16 protein-coding genes are annotated in these 21,077 nt (G+C 73.1%); 8 read left to right on the top strand and 8 right to left on the bottom strand.

Annotated elements, in window-relative coordinates; genetic code table 11:
• The first annotated feature begins 59 nt into the window (after window positions 1–59).
• Window positions 60–1,130 carry a DUF2510 domain-containing protein gene (locus E4U91_RS30425; RefSeq protein WP_137309775.1) on the top strand — a complete coding sequence of 357 codons (1,071 nt, stop codon included), beginning with the start codon at window positions 60–62 and terminating at the stop codon, window positions 1,128–1,130.
• Window positions 1,131–1,288: 158 nt separating this feature from the next.
• On the opposite strand, the gene E4U91_RS30420 is transcribed toward E4U91_RS30425, so the two are convergent.
• On the bottom strand, window positions 1,289–1,927 hold the full coding sequence (locus E4U91_RS30420; protein ID WP_137309774.1) for a TetR/AcrR family transcriptional regulator: 639 nt from the start codon (window positions 1,925–1,927) through the stop codon (window positions 1,289–1,291).
• A 212-nt stretch (window positions 1,928–2,139) separates the two neighbouring features.
• Here E4U91_RS30420 and E4U91_RS30415 point away from each other — a divergent pair, with 212 nt between their 5' ends.
• Window positions 2,140–2,952: a phosphatase PAP2 family protein gene (locus tag E4U91_RS30415; RefSeq protein ID WP_137309773.1), complete on the top strand. Its 813-nt coding sequence runs from the start codon at window positions 2,140–2,142 to the stop codon at window positions 2,950–2,952.
• Window positions 2,949–3,962, top strand: a complete 1,014-nt coding sequence (locus E4U91_RS30410) for a DMT family protein (RefSeq protein WP_137309772.1) — start codon at window positions 2,949–2,951, stop codon at window positions 3,960–3,962. Before E4U91_RS30415 ends, E4U91_RS30410 begins: the two co-directional genes overlap by 4 nt.
• 237 nt (window positions 3,963–4,199) lie before the next feature.
• Here E4U91_RS30410 and E4U91_RS30405 read toward each other — a convergent pair whose 3' ends face one another.
• The 4 genes from E4U91_RS30405 to E4U91_RS30390 form a co-directional block, all read right to left on the bottom strand.
• Complete coding sequence (locus E4U91_RS30405) at window positions 4,200–5,042, bottom strand: LURP-one-related family protein (RefSeq protein WP_137309771.1); 843 nt, start codon at window positions 5,040–5,042, stop codon at window positions 4,200–4,202.
• A gap of 43 nt (window positions 5,043–5,085) precedes the next feature.
• Window positions 5,086–7,137, bottom strand: a complete 2,052-nt coding sequence (locus tag E4U91_RS30400) for a phosphocholine-specific phospholipase C (RefSeq protein WP_137309770.1) — start codon at window positions 7,135–7,137, stop codon at window positions 5,086–5,088.
• 336 nt (window positions 7,138–7,473) lie between these two features.
• Window positions 7,474–9,630 (bottom strand): discoidin domain-containing protein, encoded by a 2,157-nt coding sequence (locus E4U91_RS30395; RefSeq protein WP_206666913.1) that lies wholly within the window; start codon window positions 9,628–9,630, stop codon window positions 7,474–7,476.
• Window positions 9,631–10,021: 391 nt separating this feature from the next.
• A complete protein-coding gene (locus tag E4U91_RS30390; protein WP_137309768.1) occupies window positions 10,022–10,690 on the bottom strand; it encodes an MmyB family transcriptional regulator in 669 nt (222 codons plus the stop codon).
• A 241-nt stretch (window positions 10,691–10,931) separates the two neighbouring features.
• On the opposite strand from E4U91_RS30390, the gene E4U91_RS30385 reads away from it, so the two are divergent.
• The 3 genes from E4U91_RS30385 (at window position 10,932) to E4U91_RS30375 (ending at window position 12,692) form a co-directional block, all read left to right on the top strand.
• The gene (locus tag E4U91_RS30385) at window positions 10,932–11,576 is read left to right on the top strand and encodes a helix-turn-helix domain-containing protein (RefSeq protein ID WP_137309767.1); all 645 of its coding nucleotides are present in this window, start codon (window positions 10,932–10,934) and stop codon (window positions 11,574–11,576) included.
• A 32-nt stretch (window positions 11,577–11,608) separates the two neighbouring features.
• A complete protein-coding gene (locus E4U91_RS30380) occupies window positions 11,609–12,157 on the top strand; it encodes a toxin-antitoxin system, toxin component (RefSeq protein WP_137311076.1) in 549 nt (182 codons plus the stop codon).
• A 262-nt stretch (window positions 12,158–12,419) separates the two neighbouring features.
• A complete protein-coding gene (locus tag E4U91_RS30375) occupies window positions 12,420–12,692 on the top strand; it encodes a hypothetical protein (protein ID WP_137309766.1) in 273 nt (90 codons plus the stop codon).
• Window positions 12,693–12,759: 67 nt separating this feature from the next.
• Here E4U91_RS30375 and E4U91_RS30370 read toward each other — a convergent pair whose 3' ends face one another.
• Both E4U91_RS30370 and E4U91_RS30365 read right to left on the bottom strand, forming a co-directional pair.
• Window positions 12,760–13,461, bottom strand: coding sequence for a 4'-phosphopantetheinyl transferase family protein (locus E4U91_RS30370; protein WP_137309765.1), 702 nt, complete (start codon window positions 13,459–13,461; stop codon window positions 12,760–12,762).
• Window positions 13,458–14,363 carry a metallophosphoesterase family protein gene (locus tag E4U91_RS30365; protein WP_137309764.1) on the bottom strand — a complete coding sequence of 302 codons (906 nt, stop codon included), beginning with the start codon at window positions 14,361–14,363 and terminating at the stop codon, window positions 13,458–13,460. Before E4U91_RS30365 ends, E4U91_RS30370 begins: the two co-directional genes overlap by 4 nt.
• A gap of 313 nt (window positions 14,364–14,676) precedes the next feature.
• Here E4U91_RS30365 and E4U91_RS30360 point away from each other — a divergent pair, with 313 nt between their 5' ends.
• Window positions 14,677–15,804, top strand: coding sequence for an ATP-grasp domain-containing protein (locus E4U91_RS30360; protein ID WP_137309763.1), 1,128 nt, complete (start codon window positions 14,677–14,679; stop codon window positions 15,802–15,804).
• 213 nt (window positions 15,805–16,017) lie between these two features.
• Window positions 16,018–17,679 (top strand): carbohydrate binding domain-containing protein, encoded by a 1,662-nt coding sequence (locus E4U91_RS30355; protein WP_371554943.1) that lies wholly within the window; start codon window positions 16,018–16,020, stop codon window positions 17,677–17,679.
• 288 nt (window positions 17,680–17,967) lie between these two features.
• On the opposite strand, the gene E4U91_RS30350 is transcribed toward E4U91_RS30355, so the two are convergent.
• On the bottom strand, window positions 17,968–21,051 hold the full coding sequence (locus E4U91_RS30350; RefSeq protein WP_137309761.1) for an alpha-mannosidase: 3,084 nt from the start codon (window positions 21,049–21,051) through the stop codon (window positions 17,968–17,970).
• Between the last annotated feature and the right edge of the window lie 26 nt (window positions 21,052–21,077).

Below are 21,077 nucleotides of genomic sequence, written 5' to 3'. Positions count from 1 at the left end.
CGGGCCGCGCCGACCGGCCCTCTCATCCGTCTTTCACCGACGCCTCATACGGTGGGGGCATGACGCAGGTGACTCCCCCCGGGTGGTACCCCGACCCCGGGCAGACAAGTGACGGTCCCGCCACCGAGCGCTGGTGGGACGGCAGGGCGTGGACGGACCGGACCCGCCCCGCGGGCGCGGCCGCCGCATGGGGTCCGCCGGCGCAGGTGCCGGCCGCGGGCGCCGCCCCCGACCACCCCACGGTCACGGCGTACCCGGTCCATCCGGGGTACCCCGCCCAGCCCGTGGGACCGGCCCCGAAGCGCGGACTGCGCACCGCCATAGCCGTGGCCGTCGCCGTGGCGGTGCTGGCGAGCATCGGGGTCGGCGTGTACGCGCTGACCAAGGACGACGGCGGGGGCTCCGGGCCCGGCACCGCGCAAGGACCGGGCGGCCAGGGAGGACCCGGCGGCCCGGGCGGTCCGTTCGGCGACCCGGGCGGATCCGGCGGGTCGGGCGGATCCGGCGGGTCGGGCGGCGACGGCGGTCCGGGGGGCGACGGCGGTTCGGGCGGCTCCGGGGGCGCGTCGCCCTCTCCGAAGGGGTCCGAGGCGCCGAAGCTCAAGAGCGGATCGGTGCCGGACGCGGTGAACGGGATCAGCATCCCGATCCCGGACGGCTGGACCGGGCAGCAGGTCGGGGCCGGCGCCCAGGTGACGTCGGACACGACGTACGACTGCCCCGGCGACACCGCCAAGTCCTGCACCAAGGGCGGCGTCTACTCCGCACCTGCCGAGCTGCTGAAGACGGCCGGCAGCACCGCCGAGCAGGTGGCCAAGGCGGACATCGCCGCCAACGCCGAGGAGTCCTACGGCGGCACCACCTACGGGAAGATCACCTCGCACCAGGTGCTCGCCTCCAAGGCCGTGACGGTGGCCGGGCAGAAGGGCTACCTGGTGCGCTGGAAGGCGGTCACCAGCAAGGGCGCCGACGGCTACGTCGAGTCGCTGGCGTTCCCCGCCCCCGCCGACAGCAGCCGGCTGGTGGTGCTGCGGTTCGGTCTCGACGCCGACCAGGAGGTGTCGGTCATCGACACGATCACCCGGGGCATCAAGGTGTCGAAGGGCGGGGGCGACGGCCGGACCGTCTGACGGCCGCCCGCCGGCCACCGGTCCCCGGCCGGAAAGGGTCCGGCCGGAAAGGGTCCGGCCGGGTGGGGTTCCCCTCCGCTCAAAAGGGAGCCCCACCCGGCCGGGTGGTGCGCGCCGCCCCCGTCCCCACGGTGCGGCGCGAGCAGGTCACCGTCCAGTCATCCCATGGACGGCGACCCGGTCTGGGTGAGGCCGAGCGCGGGGAGCACCGCGGCCTCCACGAACCGCTCCAGGAAGTCGGCGTCGGCGTACTTCCCGTCGAGCACGGGGCGCACGCGCAGGACGCCGTAGAACTGGGCGGGCACGAACTCCAGCGCCGGGTGGTCGGGCGGCACCTCGCCGCGTTCGACCCCGCGCCGCAGGATCTCCTTCAGGGCCGCGACCTCCGGCTCGACGAGCGCGTCGCGCAGCGCCCGCTGGAGCTCCGGGTCCTGCATGACCGCGTGGCCGAGGGCCTGGAGCAACTGGGTGTCGTTGCCGGCCCACTGGCCGCCCGCGCGCGCGGCCTCGCGCAGGTCGCCGGCCAGGCTGCCGGTGTCGATGCCGGCGAACCGCACCTGGCGGCAGGAGCGCAGGGCGGCGGCGACGAACTGCGGCTTGGTCTTCCACTGCCGGTAGAGCGTGGACTTGCTGCACCGGGTGGTGGACGCGACGCCCTCCATGGTGACGGCGTCGTACCCGCACTCGCGGATCTGGTCGAGGACGGCGTCGAAGAACTCCTGCTCACGCTCGGGCGTGAGCTTGGAGCGGCGCGACGCGGCGACCGAGTCCGGTCCGTCCGCGGCCTGCGACGTCATCGGTCTGTCTCCTCGCTGCTCGTCCGGTCCCGACCGGCGGCGGTCGCGCCGGTCGTCGTGCGTGCCTCCAGTGTGGCGCACATCAATCGATACGCCAGTGTACCGGTACCCGATCGTATCGGTACACTGGCGTATCGGTACGATCTCGTATCGATGATGCGGCACCACCGCACGCACCACCACACGCACCACGTCAGCGAAGGGGCCGGGGGATGAATGCCCGCACCGAGCCTGCCGCAGCGGAGTCCCACGCGACACCGCGGCCGCCCATAGTCCGAGAGCTCCTGCTGGTCGCGGGGCTCTTCCTCGTCTACAAGGCCGGCCGCGGGCTCGCGACCGGGCACACCGGCGAGGCGTACCGCAACGCCCATGACGTGTGGGACGCCGAACGATGGCTCCACCTGCCCGGCGAGGGTTCGCTGCAGTCGCTCCTGCTGCACGGCGACGCACTGGTGCACGGCGCGAACACCTACTACGCCCTGGTCCACTTCCCGGCCACGGCGGCCTTCCTGGTCTGGCTCTACCTGCGCCGCCCGGCCCACTACGTCTGGGCCCGCCGGGTCCTGGCCGCGGTCACCGCCGCGGCGCTGGTGCTGCACCTGACGTTCCCGCTCGCCCCGCCGCGGATGCTCGCCGGGGCGGGCCTGGTCGACACCGCGCGCGTGTACGGCCCCTCGGTGTACGGGCCGCCGCAGAGCGACCACCTGTCCAACCAGTTCGCGGCGATGCCGTCGCTGCACTTCGGCTGGGCCCTGATGGTGGCGATCGGGCTCGTCGTCGCCACCCGTTCCCGGTGGCGCTGGCTGTGGCTGCTGCACCCGCTGCTGACCCTGACCGTGATCGTGGGCACCGCCAACCACTACTGGCTCGACGCGCTCGTGGCGGGTGCCCTGCTGGGCCTCGCCCTCGCCGTGATCCGCCCGCCGCACCGCGCGGCGGCCGGCGTCGACGTCCCCCCGCGGACCCCCGAGCCGGCGGGCGCGCAGCCGGCCGAGGGGCGGACGCTCGTGGGGGCGGGGCGATGAGCGCCATGACGGTCGCCGTCGTCCTGTCGCTGTTCTCCGCCGTCGCCTACGCGGCCGCCGCGGTCGCCCAGGAGCGCCTGGCCTCCCGCTCCCCCGGCGCCGGCCTGGTCCGGATGCTGGCCAGCGGCGCGTGGTGGTGGTCGGTGGTGCTCAACGCCTGCGCCGCGCTGCTGCACGTGGTCGCGCTCAAGTACGGTCCGCTGACCGTGGTGCAGCCGCTGGGCGCGCTCACCCTGGTCGCGGCCGTGCCGCTGGGCGCCCGGGTCGCGGGCCGGCGGGTCGGCGCGGCCGAGTGGCGCGGCACTGCGTACACCCTGCTGGGCCTCGCCGTGATCCTGGTCGCGGCCTCGGGTCCGGCGCCCGACGACGTGCTGAGCGTGCCCGAGGCGATCGCGGTCGCGGGCACCACGGCCGCGCTGATCGGCCTGCTGGCCCGGCCCGGCGCGCGGCCCGGACTGCGGCACGCGACCGCGTCCGGCTTCGCCTCCGGCGTGGCCTCGGCGCTCACCCAGACGGTCACGGTGGCCGCCACGGACCGCTCCGGGTCGGTGCTGAGCCTCCAAGTGGTCGGCGTGGCGCTGCTGGTGGCCGCGTTCGCCGCGGGCGGGCTGCTGCTGTCGCAGACGGCGTACCGGGACGGGCTCGGTGCCCCGCTGGCCGTGGTCACGCTCGCCAACCCGCTGGCCGCCGCGGTGATCGGCCTGTCCCTGCTCGGCGAGCGGCTGCGCGGTGGCCCGACCGGCGTGCTGCTGGCCCTGGCCGGTGCGGCGTTCGCGTCGTGGGGCGTGGTGCTGCTGTCGCGTACGGCGCCGGAGCCGGTGCCGGACGGGGCGCGTGCCGTCGGGGCGGCCGGCGGGGGCGTGCTCGCCGCGGAGGACCGGACGGCCGCCGGCCTCGACGAGGAGCACCCCGTCGCCGCCGTGCTGGCGCTCGACGCCCGGTCCGCCCCGCCCGACCACGTGCCGATGCCCCGGCCCGCGACCGGACCGGGGCACCTCACACCGCTGTAGGCGGGGCCCCTCGCATTACCGGGGGCCCGGTCCTAGGGGGTGTCTTGCCGATCAGGCCGGATCAGGGAGCGGCGTCTGGCGCCGTGCATCGCAAGGCGGAGGAGGGCGGCGATGCGGAGCGGTGGGGGCCCCTCCCGCTCGAGCGGAGCCGAGAGTGGGGGAAACCGACGACAACGCGGCGAGGTGCGGTGCCAGGCGCCGCGAGCCCGGCGTGATCGGCAAGACACCCCCTAGGGCTCAGCCGAGGCCGCGGGAGTCCTGCTTGAGCGCGGTGTCGACGGTCAGGGCCGTGGCGACGACGAGGCTCAGCAGCGGTTCGGGCAGCTGGTAGTGGATCTGCAGGACGTAGTTGTCCGCGGTCGTGAACAGCGTCTTGGCGAGGCCTTCCCAGGTCTTGGTGATCCGGGCGACCTCGTTGTCCGCGTGGTCGACGATCGCGAAGTTCCAGGCCCGCCAGTTCTCCGCCTTGATCGCGCCGACCTGCTGTCCGTTCGCGGTCATCGCGAAGTTGATCTTCCCGAAGACGTTCTGCTGGACGATCTCGCCGACCGGCTGTCCGTCCGGCCGCTCCACGATCACCCGCGACTTCAGGAACTTCGCGGGCCGCGTCAGCCGCAGCACCGGCCGGCCGTGGGCGTCGCGGATCTCCAGCTTGTGCGTCAGGTACTGGTCGATGCTCGCGAGGAAGCGCACGACCTTGCGCAGGGCGCTCTGGCCGACCTGGACGACCGAGCCGAGCTGGTTGCCGTGCTGGTCCATGACCGTGTACTCGTTGGTCAGCTCGATCAGCTTGGCCTTCTGGTTCACCACCAGCACCGGCTCGCTGAACAGGCTGCCGCCGCCGGGGCCGCCCGCGGCGACCCCAGCCTGCTGCTGGACCTGGCGCTGCACCCGCGGGTCGGGCGCGGCGGGCTGGGCCGGGACGTGCGGCGCGGCCGGGGGCTGCGCGGGCGCGGCCTGCGCCTGCTGGTCGGCGTGGGTGTGGTCGGTCCACCGGGCGCCGTCCCAATAGCGCAGCGTCCGGGCGGCGCCGTGCGGGTCCGGGTACCAACCAGCAGGTGTGTTCGATTGCGTGGTCACCGGGGCACACTACCCCGGCCCGGCCGGATCTCCAGCGTGCTCCTCACTCGGTCACGATCGCGGGGTCGCTGACGCCCGGCCGGCCGTTCTCGACGTGTCCGGCGAAGCGCCGCACGAAGGTCGACTCGGCGTCGGAGGTGACGGTCAGGTCGTACCACCGCTTGCTCGCGGTGAGGTCGACGACCCGCTTCAGCACGTCCCCGGGCCGCACCCGGACCGTGGTACGGCGGCCCCGGTAGCCGTCCGTCACCGTCAACCGGGCCGTCTCCTTGCCCTTGTTGGTGAAGGTCAGCTCGACGTCGTCGCCGACGTGCCGTGCGACGACCTCGGCGCCCGCGGACCTGTTCGCCCCGGCGAAGGCGCGCACGAAGCCGTTGGGGCCGTGCACCGTCAAGTCGTACGCGCCGCCCGAGTAGGCGGAGTTCCAGGTGTCCGAGACGGTGCGGCCGGCCCCGGTGGTGTAACTCCACGGGCCGTCGGTGCGGTTGCCGGAGGTGACCAGGAAGGCGGCACCGGCGTGCGGGCCGGAGGCGAAGGTGAGGGTGAGCTTGCCGGCCGCGGCGTCGACGGTGGCGTCCACGGAGGGGACGTACCGCAGCGCCCGGGCGGGCCGCAGTCCGCGCTCCTGCTTGGGCAGCACGCCGTGCGCGGGCGGGGTGGGCACGTAGTCGGGGTGGCGCAGGCGGTCCGGCGGCCGGTAGCCGTCGGTGTCGGGCAGGGAGACCGGCCGGGTGTCGCCGCGGGAGAAGTCGAAGGCCGCGGTCAGGTCGCCGCAGACGGTGCGGCGCCACGGGGAGATGTTCGGCTCGTGCACGCCGAACCGGCGCTCCATGAACCGGATGATCGAGGTGTGGTCGAACGTCTCGGAGCAGACCCAGCCGCCCTTGCTCCAGGGTGAGACGACGAGCATCGGCACGCGCTGCCCGAGCCCGTAGGGGCCGGCGACGTGACCGGAGTCGCCCGCGAAGACGTCCGGGCCGACGTCGACCGTGGAGCGGCCCTGCGCCGCGGAGGCCGGCGGGAAGGGCGGGACGAGGTGGTCGAAGAAGCCGTCGTTCTCGTCGTACGTGATGAACAGGGCGGTCTTCGCCCACACGGCCGGGTCGGCGGTGAGCGCCTCGATGACCTGGGCGATGTACCAGGCGCCGTAGTTGGCGGGCCAGTTGGGGTGCTCGGTGAAGGCCTCGGGGGCGACGATCCAGGAGATCTGCGGCAGCCGGCCGCCGGTGACGTCGGCCTTCAGCCGCTCGAAGAAGCCCTCGCCGGTGCGGGCGTCGGTGCCGGTGCGGGCCTTGTCGTAGAGGGGGTCGCCGGGGCGGGCGTTCTGGTACTGGGTGAAGTACAGCAGCGAGTTGTCGCCGTAGTTGCCGCGGTAGGCGTCGGGGATCCAGCCCCAGGAGCCGTGGGCGTCGAGTCCGTCGCCGACGTCCTGGTAGATCCTCCACGACACCCCGGCCTCCTCCAGCCGCTCGGGGTAGGTCGTCCAGCTGTAGCCCGCCTCGTCGTTGCCGAGGACGGGCCCGCCGCCCTTGCCGTCGTTGCCGGTGTAACCCGTCCACATGTAGTAGCGGTTGGGGTCGGTGGAGCCGATGAACGAGCAGTGGTAGGCGTCGCAGATGGTGAAGGTGTCCGCGAGGGCGTAGTGGAACGGGATGTCGCGCCGCTCCAGGTACGCCATCGTCGTGGAGCCCTTCGAGGGCACCCACTTGTCGTACCGGCCCCCGTTGAAGGCGGCGTGTCCGTCGTTCCAGCCGTGCGGAAGGTCCTGGAGGAAGGCGAGGCCCAGGTCGTCCAGGTCGGGGCGGAAGGGCAGGACGTCCTTGGTGCCGTCGGACTGGTGCCACACCGAGGTGCCGTCGGGGCGCGTGACCGGGCGCGGGTCGCCGAAGCCGCGGACGCCCCTGAGGCGGCCGAAGTAGTGGTCGAAGGAACGGTTCTCCTGCATCAGGACGACGATGTGCTCGACGTCCTCGATCGACCCGGTGCGGTGGTTGGCCGGCAGGGCGGCGGCGCGCTCGATGCTGGCGTTGAGCGCGGTGAACGCCGTGGTGGCGCCCGCGAGCTGGAGGAATCGACGCCGGTTGACTTCGGGCATGGCTGGTGGACCTCTCGTCCTGGCGGGCTGCGAACCGACCGGGTTCTGACGGGATGCGCGCGCAAGGAGTGTTCCAGCGGCACCGAACGCCACGGAAGGGTGCGGTGGCGCGCGCGTGAAGACCGGCGGTACGCGAGGGGTGCGGAGCGACGGGATCCGGTCCGGTCGGGGGCACTGGGTCGCAGGTGCGGCGGTCGGTGGGACCGCCGTGGACGAGGGGAACATACGATGACGCGCCGGACGCCGCCCCGAACGGCCATGGGGCGGCTCCGGTGACACGGTGACGGTTCCGGCGGTCGGGCCGACCAGGACGACCGCCGGAACCGCTCCTCCCGCTCAGGAGGTGAGGTAGGCCTCCACCTCGCTGAACTGGCCCGCCGGCCAGCCGGTGTTGCCGGTGACCGTCAGGCGCAGGTGGCGCAGGTTCGTGCTCGCGGGCAGGGTGACGGTCGCCGTGTTGCCGGTCGCCGGGTCGAAGCGGTAGCCCTGTGCGCCGACGACCGTGCTGAAGGACGACCCGTCGGTGCTGCCGAGGACGGTGACCGTCTCGGTGCGGGCGCCCCACGCGGAGGACGGCGGCAGCTTCAGCACCAGCCGCCGGACGGCGTAGGTGGAGCCGAGGTCGACGGTGAGGGACTGGGGGAAGGCGTTGTTGGCGGATTCCCAGTAGCTGTTCGCGTCGCCGTCGACCGCCTTGCCGGGCGTGTAGACGTCCTGCGAGCCGGTGGCGGTGGCCGGCCGGCCCTTGGCGAGGTTGCGGTTCGGGTCGGGCTGGGGGTTGCTCTGGCCGGGCTGCGGCCAGGTCGAGCAGTCCGACCAGGTGCTGCTCCAGCCGGAGTTGCCGCCGCCGTCGGTGAGCGTGAAGGCGCCGGAGTTGGCCGGGTAGGGGCAGTTGTAGACGCCGGCCGCGCCGACCTGGGTGGCGGTCACGTCGCGGAAGGTCGCGGCGCCCTGGGCCTCGGCCTGCACGACGACCGTACCGGTGTTGCGGACGGTGGCGCCGCTCACGGTGACCCCGCGCACGGGGTAGCCCTGTCCCCCGCCGGAGACGAACTCGAAGGCGCTGTACGGGCTGTCGGTGACGGTGGTGTTGGTGATGTTCACCGTCGCGTTGATCGCGCTGTCGTAGGAGTCGACGCGCAGCGCGCCCATCGGGTGGTTCCAGTTGGGGTTGATCGCGCCGGTGCGCACGAGGGTGTTGCCGTCGACCGTGATGGTGCCGGCCAGCGGGGAGAACGGGTCGAGGAACTTCTGGTTGGAGATGGCGATGCCGCTGCCGAGGGCGTTGGTGTCGGAGACCAGGTTGTTGCGCACCGCGATGTCGGTGCCGCCGTAGACGGCGATGCCGTTGGCCAGGTTGGGCTGGGTGATGGTGTTGTTGTCGAAGCTGCTGTTGGTGTCGGGCGCGTACAGCGACCACATGGCGAGCGCGTCGTCGCCCTGGTTGCGCAGGAAGTTGTTGCGGACCCGGACGCCACGGGCGTTGCCGTTGAGGTTGAGGCCGTCGGCGGTGGTGTCGAGGATGCGGTTGTTCTCCACGACCAGGTTGTCGTTGTTGCCGGTCAGCCAGAGCCCGACCTTGAGGTGCTGGATCCACATCCCGGAGACCGAGGAGCCCGGGCCGAGCGAGCCGTTGACGAAGTTGTCGGGGTTGGAGTCGACGCGTTCGGTGACCTCGCCGATCACCGCGAAGTCCCTGATGCGGACGTTGCCGGCCGAGCTGGACTGGTCGATGAAGCGGGAGGTGTGCACGACGGAGTACCAGCTGCCGGCGCCCTGGAGGGTGACGTTCTGGACGCCGCTGAGGGACGACGTGATCCGGTAGTCGCCCGGCGGGATCCACACGGTGCCGCCCTGGGCGGCGGCGATCGCGTCGCGGAAGGCCTGGGTGGAGTCGCCCTGGCCGCTCGGGTCGGCGCCCCTGGAGGTGACGGAGACGGACCCGGCGGGCTGGCCCGCGGCGGCGGCGACCTGTTCGAAGTCGGCGACGTCGACGGTGACCTGGGTGCCGGTGGACTCCACGGCGACCTTGTCGCCCGGCTGGACGGTCTGCCCGAGCAGCAGGCGGGCGTTGTCGTAGAAGTGGTGGGTGCGCGAGCCCGCGATCCAGCCCGTGTCGACGTAGGAGTACTTCGAGGTGACGGCAAGGGTCCTGCTCAGCCGGGTGCCGTTGACGTAGACGTTGAGGGTGCCGGACTGGCCGTCCGGGACGCTGTAGGCGAGGTTCAGCGCGTTGGCCGTGCGCGGCACGGTGAACTCGACGCGCTGCCCGGCGGTGATGCGTACGGCCTGCCGCCCGGACGCCTCCGACGCGAGGGAGCCCTGGGTGTGGTCGGGCCCGATGCGGGTGCCGGTGGTGGTGGCGGACTCGGCCTCCACCGAGGTGAACGGCAGGGTGGCGCCGGCCGCCGCCTGCGCGGGCACCGAGCCGAGCGCGACGAGGGTGCCGGCCGCGAGGGCGACGGCCGCACCGGCGGACGTGAGGGCTGTCATGCGCCTGACATTCGAACGCGGGGAGTCATGAGGGGAGCGGGGCATGTGCTGGTCCCTTCGGGGTGGGGGTACGGACGCGCACGGGTGCGAGGGGTGGGATCGGGAAGGGGGTGGCCGCGACGGGCGACGCATACTCAAGCACCGGCGACAGGAGTCCGCAAGATGTCGCGTGAACTTTGTAATTTGCCGACAGTGAGCGGATGGTCGTGGACGCCCAGGCGCCAGGGGGCACACCGGCTCCGCCTATGTCGGGGACTTGCGCAAGGCGACGCATCGGGACCACAACACCGACGCAAGAAGCGCAAACGGCTTGCGCGGAGGGAGGGGTGCTCACCGGACGGCAGGCGCCGACCTAGGCGCCGTCGGCGACCTGAACGCCGACGGTGCCCGGTCAGCTTCCGGTGGCGGGCACCACCGTCAGGTGGCTCGCGCGACGGCGCGGGCGGCGGGCCCCCCGCCGGGCGGGGGCGGGGCGGGTCTCGCGCAGGACCAGGGTCAGCCGCGTGCAGCCCAGGGCCCGCAGGGCCGGCGGCGTCTCCTCGACGACCCGGCACTCGGTGGCGCCCCAGCGCGGATCGGGGTGCACCAGCGGGCGGACGGCGCCGTCGTGCTCCACGGCCGCGGCGCCGACCGCGCGGATCCAGTGCGGCAGGCCCTGCCGGTAGGCGGCCTCCATGATCGGGTCCTGCGCGATCTCCCGGCGGATCGCCTGGAGCCCGTGGTCGTGACCGTGCGTCTCCACCGCGGTCGCGAACTGCGCGAGCGCCGGCAGGAACCAGCTCGACTCGAACGCCCCGAGGACCCCGGCGGCGTCCGGGTGGAAGAGGACGAACCGGAGGAAGTTGTCGCCCGGCATGGCCGTCGGGTGGGGACCGACCTCGCGGAAAAGTGACTCGAAAGCGGTGTTCGCCAGGACGACGTCCCAGCGCTGGTCGAGCACGAGGGAGGGGAAGGGGACGGCCTCCAGCAGCGCGGCGTAGTCCTGGAGGTACGCCTCGGCCTCGGGGCTCACGGGGACGAGCCGCGGCGCGGGCCGCTGCTCACCTGCCTGATATGCCATCGGGAGGTCACCCCTCTTGCCTGATGCGGCCTTCTCGCGGCGCCCCGATCCTGCTGCCCCGACGCAAGGCATGTCAACTATCGTGGCATTCGACGCTTGTTGACGGCTGAAATTGGCCACAGTTGTGGCGAGACCTGGCTGTGGGTCGGGAACACCCGTTACTCTCCGGGCAGTTCACGGCGGCCGTCCGCGCCTGGCGCGTGCCGGTGAGCGGGTGGTGAGAGACGTAGGAGACCTGTCGGTGACGGATGACCTTGAGGTTCCGGACGCCACGGCGACGGCTTCGCTGTCGGCCGTCGTCACCCGTGTCACCGCGCTCGCCGACCGGCTCGGCGTGCCCCACGCGGAGGTCTTCGACACCGGCCGGCTGTCCGTCGCCTCCGGTGTGCCGGAGTCCGTGGTGAAGGCCCTGCTGAGCGGCCGGCCCGCCGGACAGCCCGACGTGCAGGCGCGCTTCCTGCAGCGGCTGGACCTGCTGCGCCGCACCCGGCTCAAGCCCAACGGGCGCAAGTACACCCAACAGGAGATCGCCGACGGCGCCGGCATGTCGCGCCAGCAGGCGGGCGCCCTCATCAACGGCGACCGCCGCCCCACCATGGAGCACTGCGACGCCCTCCAGCGCTTCTTCCGGGTGCACGCCGGCTTCCTCACCGCCGAGGACCCCGAGGCGCTGGCCGGCGCCCTGCAGCACACCGAACAGGAGCTGCTGCAGCGGCTGGCGGAGCGCGAGGGGGCCCCGGACGACCCGCTGGAGCGGCTGCTCCAGGACCACGGCGTGCGCGGGATCGCCTGGCGGGCCGCCCAACTGCCCACCGACCAGCACCGCGACAAGGTCGCCGAGTGGCTGGACATGCTCCTGGAGAGCGTGAAGCGGCCCGAGACGTGATCCGGGGGAGGACCGTGGGCATCGGCAAGGACATGCGCCGCCTGTGCGACGAGCTGGTCGCGGAGCTGGACCTGCCCGCGCCGGCACCCCCGGAGGCGCTCTACGGCGCGCTGTGCGCCGCGATGAGCCGGCGCCGCGGCCGCCCGGTCCACTTCCGTACGGCCGCCTTCCCGGCCGGCACCGCGAGCGGGCTGTGGCTCGACCTGACCGACCGGGACCTGGTCGTCGTCGAGGAACGCACCGCTCCCGACCACCAGTTGGTGATCCTCGGCCACGAGCTGTGGCACATGAAGGCCGGCCACCACGGGCACGACCTCGGGGGCGCCACGGTCGCCGCGCGCGGGGCCGACTTGGCCGACGAGGGCGCCCCAGGAGGACACCTGGAGGAACTGGCGGAGACCGTGCGCCGGGTCGCCGCCCGCACCCGCTTCGACCGGGCCGACGAGAAGGAGGCCGAGAGCTTCGGCCTGCTCCTCGCCAGCAAGTGCCGCACCTGGCTCACGGACTCGGCCCCGCGCGAGCGCGGCCGGCGCGACCACCTCGCGGGACGGATCGAGGCGTCGCTGGGGTACTTGGGCTGACGGCCCGGCGGCCCCTCGCCCCGGCGGCCGTTCGCCCCGGCCCCCCGTCCGCCACCCGGAGCCGCCGCACCCCCGCCTGCGCTCTGTTGCCCCCCTCACCTGCGGTTTCCGTCCGGTGGTGGCTGCGTCGGGCGGGTGAACCGACGCGTGCGCGAGGGGCATTGTCAGTGGGGGGCGGCAAGCTGGGGGTGCGCCGTCGTGCCGCGGCGTACGCGCCGTCCGGGCGCGTGGGAGCCGATGCCGACGCGGGGAGAGCCGACCGATGCCCACTGCCGTACTGACCGACCGCGAGCGGACCGCCGTCCAGGCCTACCTGCGCCTGCTGCACACGGTACGCGCCGCGTTCGGGGACACCCATGACGAGACCCAGGGGGGCGGCCGTACCGAGGCGTCCGACCCGCCCCAGTACCGACTGCCCCCCGTGGTGCCGCCCTCGGTGCTCGCGGAGGCCGAACAGGCACTGGAGCGAGCGGGCCTGACGGGCAACGAGGAGGCGTTCTTCCGGCTGCTGGGGAGCTGGTGCCCGGAGGGGTGACGGGGCAGGCGCTCAGGGCCGGGAGCACCTGGGCGCGCCCGTTGAGACGGGGGCGGTATCCGCTCGGCTAGCCGTGCGGCACGGTGATCGCCGTGGCGACCAGGCCCCGTCGGACCGTCCAGCGGCCCTCGAAGCGGTCGACGCGGTGGCCGCCGACCACCGGGCCGGGGACCAGCAGGCGGGCCCGCAGCGTGCCGTGCGGGGGGAGGCCGGGGGCCGCGCCGGGCGCCGGCGTGAGCTCTATGTCGGCCTCGGAGAAGTCCAGCCAGAGCCGGGTGAGCGGGAACCACGCCTTGTAGACGGACTCCTTGGCGCTGAACAGCAGCCGGTCCCAGTGGACCTCGGGCCGCTCGGCCGCCAGCCGGTCCAGCCGCTCGGCCTCGGCGGGCAGCGCCACGGCGGACAGGACGCCCTCCGGGAGCCGGTCGTGCGGTTCGGCGTCGATGCCGAGCGAAGCGAGGTCGGCGGCGCGCACCAGCGCGGCGGCGCAGTAGCCCTCGCAGTGGGTCATGCTGCCGGTCAGCCCCTGCGGCCAGGTCGGGGCGCCCCGCTCCCCCGGCAGCACGGGCTGCGGCGGCACGCCCAGCTTCTCCATGGCGCGCCGGGCGCAGGAGCGGACCTGGGCGAACTCGCGGCGCCGCTTGGCGACCGCCCGCGCCACCAGCGCCTCCTCCTCGGGGTAGAGCGCCGCCTCGGCGGGCACGCCGTCGACCTCACCGCCGTACGCCTCCACGGCGACGACGGACTCCGGCAGCAGGTCCTCGATCACGCGCGACCGCCGTCCGTGCGAGCGGCGTCCGGACCGTCCGCGGGGCCCCGGTCCGGTGTGTGGGGCAGGATGCGGCGCAGCCGTCCGGGCGGGCCGGGGCGCTTGCGCCACTCGCGGGGGTAGCCCACCGACACCTCCTCGAAGCGGATGCCCTCGTGCCAGGTGGTGCGCGGGATGTGCAGGTGGCCGTAGACCATGGCGGCGACGCGGAAGCGGCGGTGCCAGTCGGCGGTGAGCCGGGTGCCGCACCACATGGCGAACTCCGGGTACCAGAGCACCTCGGTCGGGTGCCGGTCCAGCGGGTAGTGGTTGACGAGCACGGTGGGCAGGTCGGCGGGCAGCGCGGCCAGCCGGGCCTCGGTCTGGGCGACCCGGGCCCGGCACCAGTCGTCGCGGGTCGGGTACGGGTCGGGGTGCAGCAGGTACTCGTCGTTGCACACCACGCCGGTGCCGTGCGCGTACGCCAGCCCCTCCTCCTTGGTGGCGCAGCCCGCCGGGAGGAACGAGTAGTCGTAGAGCAGGAACAGCGGGGCGACGGCGACGGGTCCGCCGGGGCCCTCCCAGATCGGGTACGGGTCCTCGGGCGTCGTGACGCCCAGGTCGCGGCAGACGTCGACCAGGTGGGCGTAGCGCTCGGTGCCGCGCAGGGTGACGGGGTCCTTGGGGTGGGTCCACAACTCGTGGTTGCCCGGCGCCCAGACGACCTTGCGGAAGCGGCTCGCGAGGGTCTTCAGCGCCCACCTGATGTCGGACACGGTCTCGGCGACGTCCCCCGCCACCAGCAGCCAGTCCTCGTCCGATCCCGGGCGCATCTCCTCGACCAGGGCCCGGTTCTCCGGATAGCCGATGTGCAGGTCACTGATGGCCAGCAGTTGTCCGGCGCCCACGCCCGTCGACCCCACCTCGCGCTCCCCCGCAGACGATCCCAGGCGCCCCGTGCGGGCACACGCATACCACCACGACAACACATCCACGGGCCCCGCCACAAGAGTGGATCAGGCCGGTACCCGGCGGGACGCCGCACCAAACGGCGGGTGGGACGCCGGGCCGATCCGTAACACACGCGTTGCACGCACACCGCTCGGGAAGTCGTATGATCGCCCCGACACCACCGCCTCCCGCTTCCTTCCCGCAGGCGGTTCGGTGCACCTCCACTTCCCCCTGCCCGGGCCGGGCCTGCTTCGCCCTGCCCGCCGACCGTGAAAGGCGGCCTGCATGGTCTCTCGCGTACGCGTCTGGCTCAACCGCACGTACGCGGAGAACGTGTTCTTCATGGATCAGCTGCGGAGGAATCCCAGCGATCGTGCGGTCGAGATCCACGCCACGCACGGCGACCCGGACTCGCCGGTGCTGGCCGCCGCGGACACCGCCGAACTGGAGCCGGAGGGCCTGTCCCCCGCCGCCTACGTCGAGTACGCGCTCGACCAGTGCCGGCGCCGCTCCGTCGACGTGTTCGTGCCCCGGCTGCACCAGGCGGCGATCGTCGCGCACCGCGCGGAGTTCGCCGCGGCCGGCACGGCCCTGCTCGCTCCCCCGCCGGAGGCCGTCGCGCTGTTCGAGGACAAGGTGATCGCCTACGAGGCCGTGCAGGCGATCGGGGTGCCGGTGCCGCCGTGGTGGCGGGTCCGGACCGTGGACGAACTGGTGGACGCAGTCGAGGAACTGGAGGGCGCCGGGCACAAGGCGTGCTTCAAGCCCGCGTCGGGCGCGGGCGGGGTGGGCTTCCGGGTGGTCACCCGCACCCCCTTCTCGCTCACCCACCTGACCGGCTTCCCCAGCCCGCACGTCCCGCTCGACCTGGTCGTCGAGGCGCTGCGGTCGGCCGACGAGCCGGTGAACTGGATCGTGATGCCGCGCCTGGAGCAGCCCGAGGTGTCGGTGGACTGCCTCACCGGCCGCGACAACGTGCTCCGGATGGCGATCGGCCGCACCAAGAACGGTCGCCGGCGCGGGTTCACGCTGCACGAGCAGTGGCTGGAGCCGGCCCGCCGCATTGCCGAGGGCTTCGGACTGCACCACCTGTCCAACATCCAGTTCCGGATGTACGGCGACCGCCCGGTCCTGATGGACGTCAACACCCGGCCGGCCGGCGGACTGCACCAGCTCGCCCTGTGCGGCGTCAACGCCCCCTGGGCCGCTGTGCAGTTGGCGCTCGGTGAGGATCCCGGCACCGTCGAGCCGCCGTTCCTCGGGCAGGACTACACCGTGGTCTCGGGCGCGCGCCCGCTGCGCCCGGTGACGCTGCCGCAGCAGCGGACGGCGGAGACCGGGACCCTGCTGCCCGCGGTGCCCGCGCCGGCCGACGCCGTGGAACCGGCCGCCCAGGCGCCGCTGCCGCTCTGATCCCGAGTACGGCTCAAAATACGCTTCTTCGGCACTTCGCCCACCGGTATGGACCAATCCCGTCGTGACGCTTGACACCGAGATTGGTCCATACCACTTTGGTTGCGCACCACTCGGCACGGCCCCCCGTGCCACCTCGCACTTCCGTGCACTCCCGAACCACCCCACTGTCTCCAGGGAGATCGCGTGCGCTCCATACCCCCTAGACGCCCCGTGCGCCGGATCCTCGGCCTGCTCGGCGCGGCCGCTCTCGCCGTCGGCGGCGCCGTGGCGCTGCCCGGCACCGCCCAGGCGGCCAACGTCCTGTCCAACCCCGGCTTCGAGTCGGGCGGTCTGTCCCCCTGGTCCTGCACCGGAAACCTCGGCTCGGTCGTCTCCTCCCCCGTGCACGGCGGCTCCAAGGCCCTCGCCGGAGCCGTCACGTCGAGCGACATCGCCCAGTGCAGCCAGACCGTCGCCGTCAAGCCCAACACCACCTACGCACTGACCGGTTGGGTGCGCGGCTCCTACGTCTACCTGGGCGTCGACGGCGGTGCCTCGACCTGGACGTCGTCGCCGTCGGCGTACAGCCAGCTGTCGGTGTCCTTCACCACCGGCGCCTCGCAGACCAGCGCGAAGATCTACGTGCACGGCTGGTACGCCCAGGGCACCTACTACGCCGACGACATCAGCCTCGACGGGCCCGGCGGGGGCGGCAGTTCCGACACCCAGGCGCCGACCGCGCCCACCGGTCTGACCTCCACCGGCAAGACCTCCTCCAGCGTCTCGCTGTCCTGGGGCGCGGCCTCGGACAACGTGGGCGTCACGGCGTACGACGTCTACAGCGGCTCGAACCAGGTGCTGAGCGTGTCCGGGACCAGCGCCACGGTCAGCGGGCTGTCGCCGAGCACGAACTACACGTTCTCCGTGAAGGCCCGCGACGCCGCCGGCAACACCTCCCCGGCGTCCAACTCCGTGACCGTGACGACCAACGCGGGCACGGGCGGCGGCACCGGCTTCAAGCAGGCGGCCCCCTACCTCTACGAGGGCTGGGGCGACCCGCCGAACCCGGCGACGGTGATGAGCGCCACCGGCATCAAGTGGTTCACCATGGCCTTCGTGCTCGACTCCGGCGGCTGCACCCCCTCCTGGGACGGCAGCCGGCCGCTGACCGGCGGCGTCGACCAGACGGCCATCAACCAGATCCGCTCGGCCGGCGGTGACATCGTCCCGTCGTTCGGCGGCTGGTCGGGCAGCAAGCTCGGCGCCAACTGCTCCTCCGCGAGCGCCCTCGCCGGAGCCATCCAGAAGGTGATCGACGCCTACGGCCTGAAGGCCATCGACTTCGACATCGAGAACACCGACGAGTTCGAGAACGAGGCCGTCCAGGCGAAGATCCTTACCGCGCTGAAGACGGTCAAGACCAACAACCCCGGTCTGCGGACCATCGTCACCTTCGGCACCTCGACGACCGGCCCGTCCTACTACGGCAACCGGCTCATCGAGCAGGCCAAGTCGCTGAACGCCGACATCGACGTCTTCACCATCATGCCGTTCGACTTCGGCGGCGGCGCGGACATGTACGGCAACACCGTCAACGCGGCGGAGGGGCTGAAGAACAAGCTGAAGTCCACCTTCGGCTGGGACGACGCCACCGCCTACGCGCACATCGGCATCTCCGGCATGAACGGCCTGTCCGACCAGCAGGAGAACACCACCACCGCGATCTGGACCCAGATCCGCGACTGGGCCAACGCGCACCACATCGCCCGGCTCACCTTCTGGTCCGTCAACCGTGACCGGCCCTGCCCGGGCGGCGGGGTGACCTCCAACTGCTCCGGCATCAGCCAGAACAACTGGCAGTTCACCTCCATCACGGCCGGCTTCACCGGCTGAGCCGGACCCCCTTCCCCGCACGGCGGTTCCCCCGGTCCCAGGGCCGGGGGAACTTTTTTTCGCGGAAGGTGTATCAGGGGCCGGGGCCGGTGCTCATAGGAGTGAAGAACACGGGGGAACCACGGGGGAACAGGTCCACGGGGGGCCTACGGGGGAACCACGGGGGACCAGGGGGAAGCACCACCCGGGGGGAACGGGGGACCGGGTCGGTCGGTCGCTGTCACGGGGAGCGACCGGCCGGCCCGGAGGTGCGTCCGCCTCCGGGCCGGCGCCGCACACCCCGCCCGGTCAGCCCTCGTCGGCGCGACGCAGGCGCAGCGTGAGGATCTGGAACGGGCGCAGGGCGATCGGGACCCCGCCGTCCTCCCCGGTCGTGACGTCCGCGCCGGTCTCGGCCTCGGGCAGCGGGCGCTCCAGCAGGTCGGTGACCTCGACGCCCGCGAGCGGGAACCCGGTGCGCAGGACGCCCCGGGCGCGGCCGCCGCGCGACTCGTAGAGCCGCACGACGACGTCTCCGGACCGGTCGTCGGCCAGCTTGACCGCCTCGACCGTCACCCCGTCCCCGTCCACCGAGACCACCGGTGCGGGGGCACCGGCCGCCTCGGCCACCCGCAGCGGCAGGTTGAGCGCGTAGCCCTCGGCGACGGCCTCCGCGATGCTCGCCCCGGGCAGCAGCGCGTACGTGAAGCGGTGGCGCCCCTGGTCGGCGCCCGGGTCCGGGATGCGCGGGGCGCGTACCAGGCTGAGCCGGACGGTGGTGGTCGTGCCGCCGTCCTCGCGGACCGTGCGGGAGACGTCGTGGCCGTACGTCGAGTCGTTCAGGACGGCGACGCCGTAGCCGGGTTCGCCGACGTGCACCCAGCGGTGCCCGGAGACCTCGAAACGGGCCGCCTCCCAGGTGGTGTTGGTGTGGGTGGGGCGCTGGACGTGGCCGAACTGGATCTCGGCGGAGGAGTGCGCGGCGCGCACGTCCACCGGGAAGGCCGCCTTGAGGATCTTCTCGGCCTCGTGCCAGTCGAGGTCGGTCTCCACGTCGATGCGGGGGCTGCCCGCGCGGACGGTGACCGTCTGGGTGATCCGGGAGCCCTTGCCGAAGGCGCGCTCCACGCGGACGGCGCCGACCAGCGGGTCCTGCTCGACGACGGTGACCGACTCGGCGTCCCGCAGGTCGGTGCAGCGGTTGCGGTAGTGCTTGTCGATGTCCCAGGCGTCCCAGTGGTTGGGCAGGTCGGTGTGCAGGCGCAGCAGGTTGCCGGCGCCGGCGAGGACCTCGCGCCCGGCCCGCAGGTCGTACACCGACGACAGGGTGCCGTCGTCGGCCACCCGCACGCGGACGAGCCCGTTGTCGAGCACCCGCCCGCCGTCCGTGACCGTGACGGTCACCGGCTGCGGCGGTTCGGCGTCGGTCAGCGGCGCGCTGCCGCTCGCGGGCACCTCGACGTATGTCAGAGCGCCGTCCGGGGTGCGGACCACCTCGGCGCGGTCGTACGGGCTGGTGTTGAACACCCGCGGGCCGCCCGCGCCGAGCGCCGCCAGCGCCTCGTCCGTCAGTGCCCGCAACTCCCCCGCGACGCGGGCGTACTCGGCCTCGGCCTCGCGGTGCACCCAGGCGATCGAGGAGCCGGGCAGGATGTCGTGGAACTGGTGCAGCAGGACCGTCTTCCACAGCCGGTCCAGCCTGTCGTACGGGTAGGCGTGGTCCGGGGCGTGCAGTGCGGCCGTGGTCGCCCACAACTCCGCTTCGCGCAGCAGGTGTTCGCTGCGCCGGTTGCCCTGCTTGGTGCGGGCCTGGGAGGTGTAGGTGGCGCGGTGCAGCTCCAGGTACAGCTCGCCGACCCACACGGGGGCGTCTGGGTACTCGGCGCGGGCCTTGGCGAAGAAGGCGTCGGGGTGCTCGATGTCGACCTTGGCGGAGCCCTCCAGGTCCCTCAGGCGGCGGGCTCGTTCCATGATCTCGCGGGTGGGGCCACCACCGCCGTCGCCCCAGCCGAAGGGCGCCAACGAGCGGTGGGCGGCGCCCTTCTCGGCGTAGTTGCGCACCGCGCGGGCCATCTCCTCACCACTGAAAGTGGCGTTGTAGGTGTCGACCGGCGGGAAGTGGGTGAAGATCCGGGTGCCGTCGATGCCCTCCCACCAGAAGGTGTGGTGGGGGAACCTGTTGGTCTGGTTCCAGGAGATCTTCTGGGTGAGGAACCACTCGTTGCCGGCGAGCCTGGCGAGCTGCGGGTAGGCGGCGGTGTAGCCGAAGGAGTCCGGCAGCCACACGCCCTTGGTCTCGATGCCGAAGTGCTCGAGGAAGAAGCGCTTGCCGTGGACCAGTTGGCGGGCGAGGGCCTCGCCGCCGGGCAGGTTGCCGTCGGCCTCCACCCACATGCCGCCGACCGGCGCCCACTGGCCCTTCTCGACCGACTCCCGGATGCGGGCCCACACCTGGGGGTAGTGGTCGCGCACCCACTCGTACTGCTGGGCCTGGGAGCAGGCGAAGACGAACTCCGGGTACTCCTCGGCGAGCGAGGTGACGTTGGAGAAGGTGCGGGAGGTCTTGCGCCGGGTCTCGCGGATCGGCCACAGCCACGCCGAGTCGATGTGCGCGTGGCCGACGCCGGAGACGACGTGCGCGCCGGCGTGGGCGGGCTTGGCCAGCACCGGCCGCAGGGACTCCCGCACGGCGGCCGCGGAGCCGGCCACGTCGTCCAGGTCGAGCAGGTCCATCGCGCGGTCCAGGGCGTGCATGATCTCGTGCCGGCGCGGGTCGTGCTCGCCCAGCTCCAGCATCAGTTCGCGCAGCACCTGCACGTCGAGGTCGAGGTGCCAGACGTCCTCGTCGAGGATGGCGAGGTCGGCCCGGCGGAAGGTGTACAGCGGGCGGTCGCCTGCCGTGAGCACGTCGCCGAGCGGGGTCGGCGCGGTGAAGCCGTTCGCCAGGATGTCGGGGTTGGAGGCCGCCTCCACCAGGTAGTCGACCGTCTCGCCGCCGGCCGCCGGGTGGGCGACCGGGACGTACTGGTTGAGCGGGTTGACCGCCTTCAGCGGGGTCCCGTCGGTGAGGTGGACCAGGGCCTCGGCCTGGCTGCCGGGCCAGTCGCCCACGAAGCCGAGGTCGATGACCGTCTCGACGCGCCGGCCGGCCCACTCGGCGGGCACGGTGCCGCGCATCCGGAACCAGGTGGTGCCCCACGGCGGTCCCCAGGGGGTGTCCATGGCGAACGGCTCGTAGGACGCGGCGGCGGCCTCCTCGAAGGGCACCGGCTCGCCCGGCGCCTGCCAGGCCCGCACCTCCAGGGGGACGGCGGCGGCGTGGATCGCGGGCTTGATGCGCTGCTGGTGGAGGCGCTCCACGCGCTGCTCGATCCGGCGGCGTTCGTCGTGCATGAGAGGTCTCCTGGGAGGTGGCGGCG

The sequence above is a fragment of the Streptomyces lasalocidi genome, from assembly GCF_005280215.1.
Classification (GTDB): Bacteria; Actinomycetota; Actinomycetes; order Streptomycetales; family Streptomycetaceae; genus Streptomyces; species Streptomyces longwoodensis.
The sequence above is the reverse complement of the archived record's forward strand: the minus strand, read 5'-3'. Positions and strand labels throughout refer to the sequence as shown.

Coding starts and splice junctions, on each gene's coding strand:
- E4U91_RS30425 (WP_137309775.1), top strand. CDS start 60: ATGACGCAGGTGACTCCCCCCGGGTGGTACCCCGACCCCGGGCAGACA.
- E4U91_RS30420 (WP_137309774.1), bottom strand. CDS start 1,927: ATGACGTCGCAGGCCGCGGACGGACCGGACTCGGTCGCCGCGTCGCGC.
- E4U91_RS30415 (WP_137309773.1), top strand. CDS start 2,140: ATGAATGCCCGCACCGAGCCTGCCGCAGCGGAGTCCCACGCGACACCG.
- E4U91_RS30410 (WP_137309772.1), top strand. CDS start 2,949: ATGAGCGCCATGACGGTCGCCGTCGTCCTGTCGCTGTTCTCCGCCGTC.
- E4U91_RS30400 (WP_137309770.1), bottom strand. CDS start 7,137: ATGCCCGAAGTCAACCGGCGTCGATTCCTCCAGCTCGCGGGCGCCACC.
- E4U91_RS30395 (WP_206666913.1), bottom strand. CDS start 9,630: ATGACAGCCCTCACGTCCGCCGGTGCGGCCGTCGCCCTCGCGGCCGGC.
- E4U91_RS30390 (WP_137309768.1), bottom strand. CDS start 10,690: ATGGCATATCAGGCAGGTGAGCAGCGGCCCGCGCCGCGGCTCGTCCCC.
- E4U91_RS30380 (WP_137311076.1), top strand. CDS start 11,609: ATGCGCCGCCTGTGCGACGAGCTGGTCGCGGAGCTGGACCTGCCCGCG.
- E4U91_RS30375 (WP_137309766.1), top strand. CDS start 12,420: ATGCCCACTGCCGTACTGACCGACCGCGAGCGGACCGCCGTCCAGGCC.
- E4U91_RS30360 (WP_137309763.1), top strand. CDS start 14,677: ATGGTCTCTCGCGTACGCGTCTGGCTCAACCGCACGTACGCGGAGAAC.
- E4U91_RS30350 (WP_137309761.1), bottom strand. CDS start 21,051: ATGCACGACGAACGCCGCCGGATCGAGCAGCGCGTGGAGCGCCTCCAC.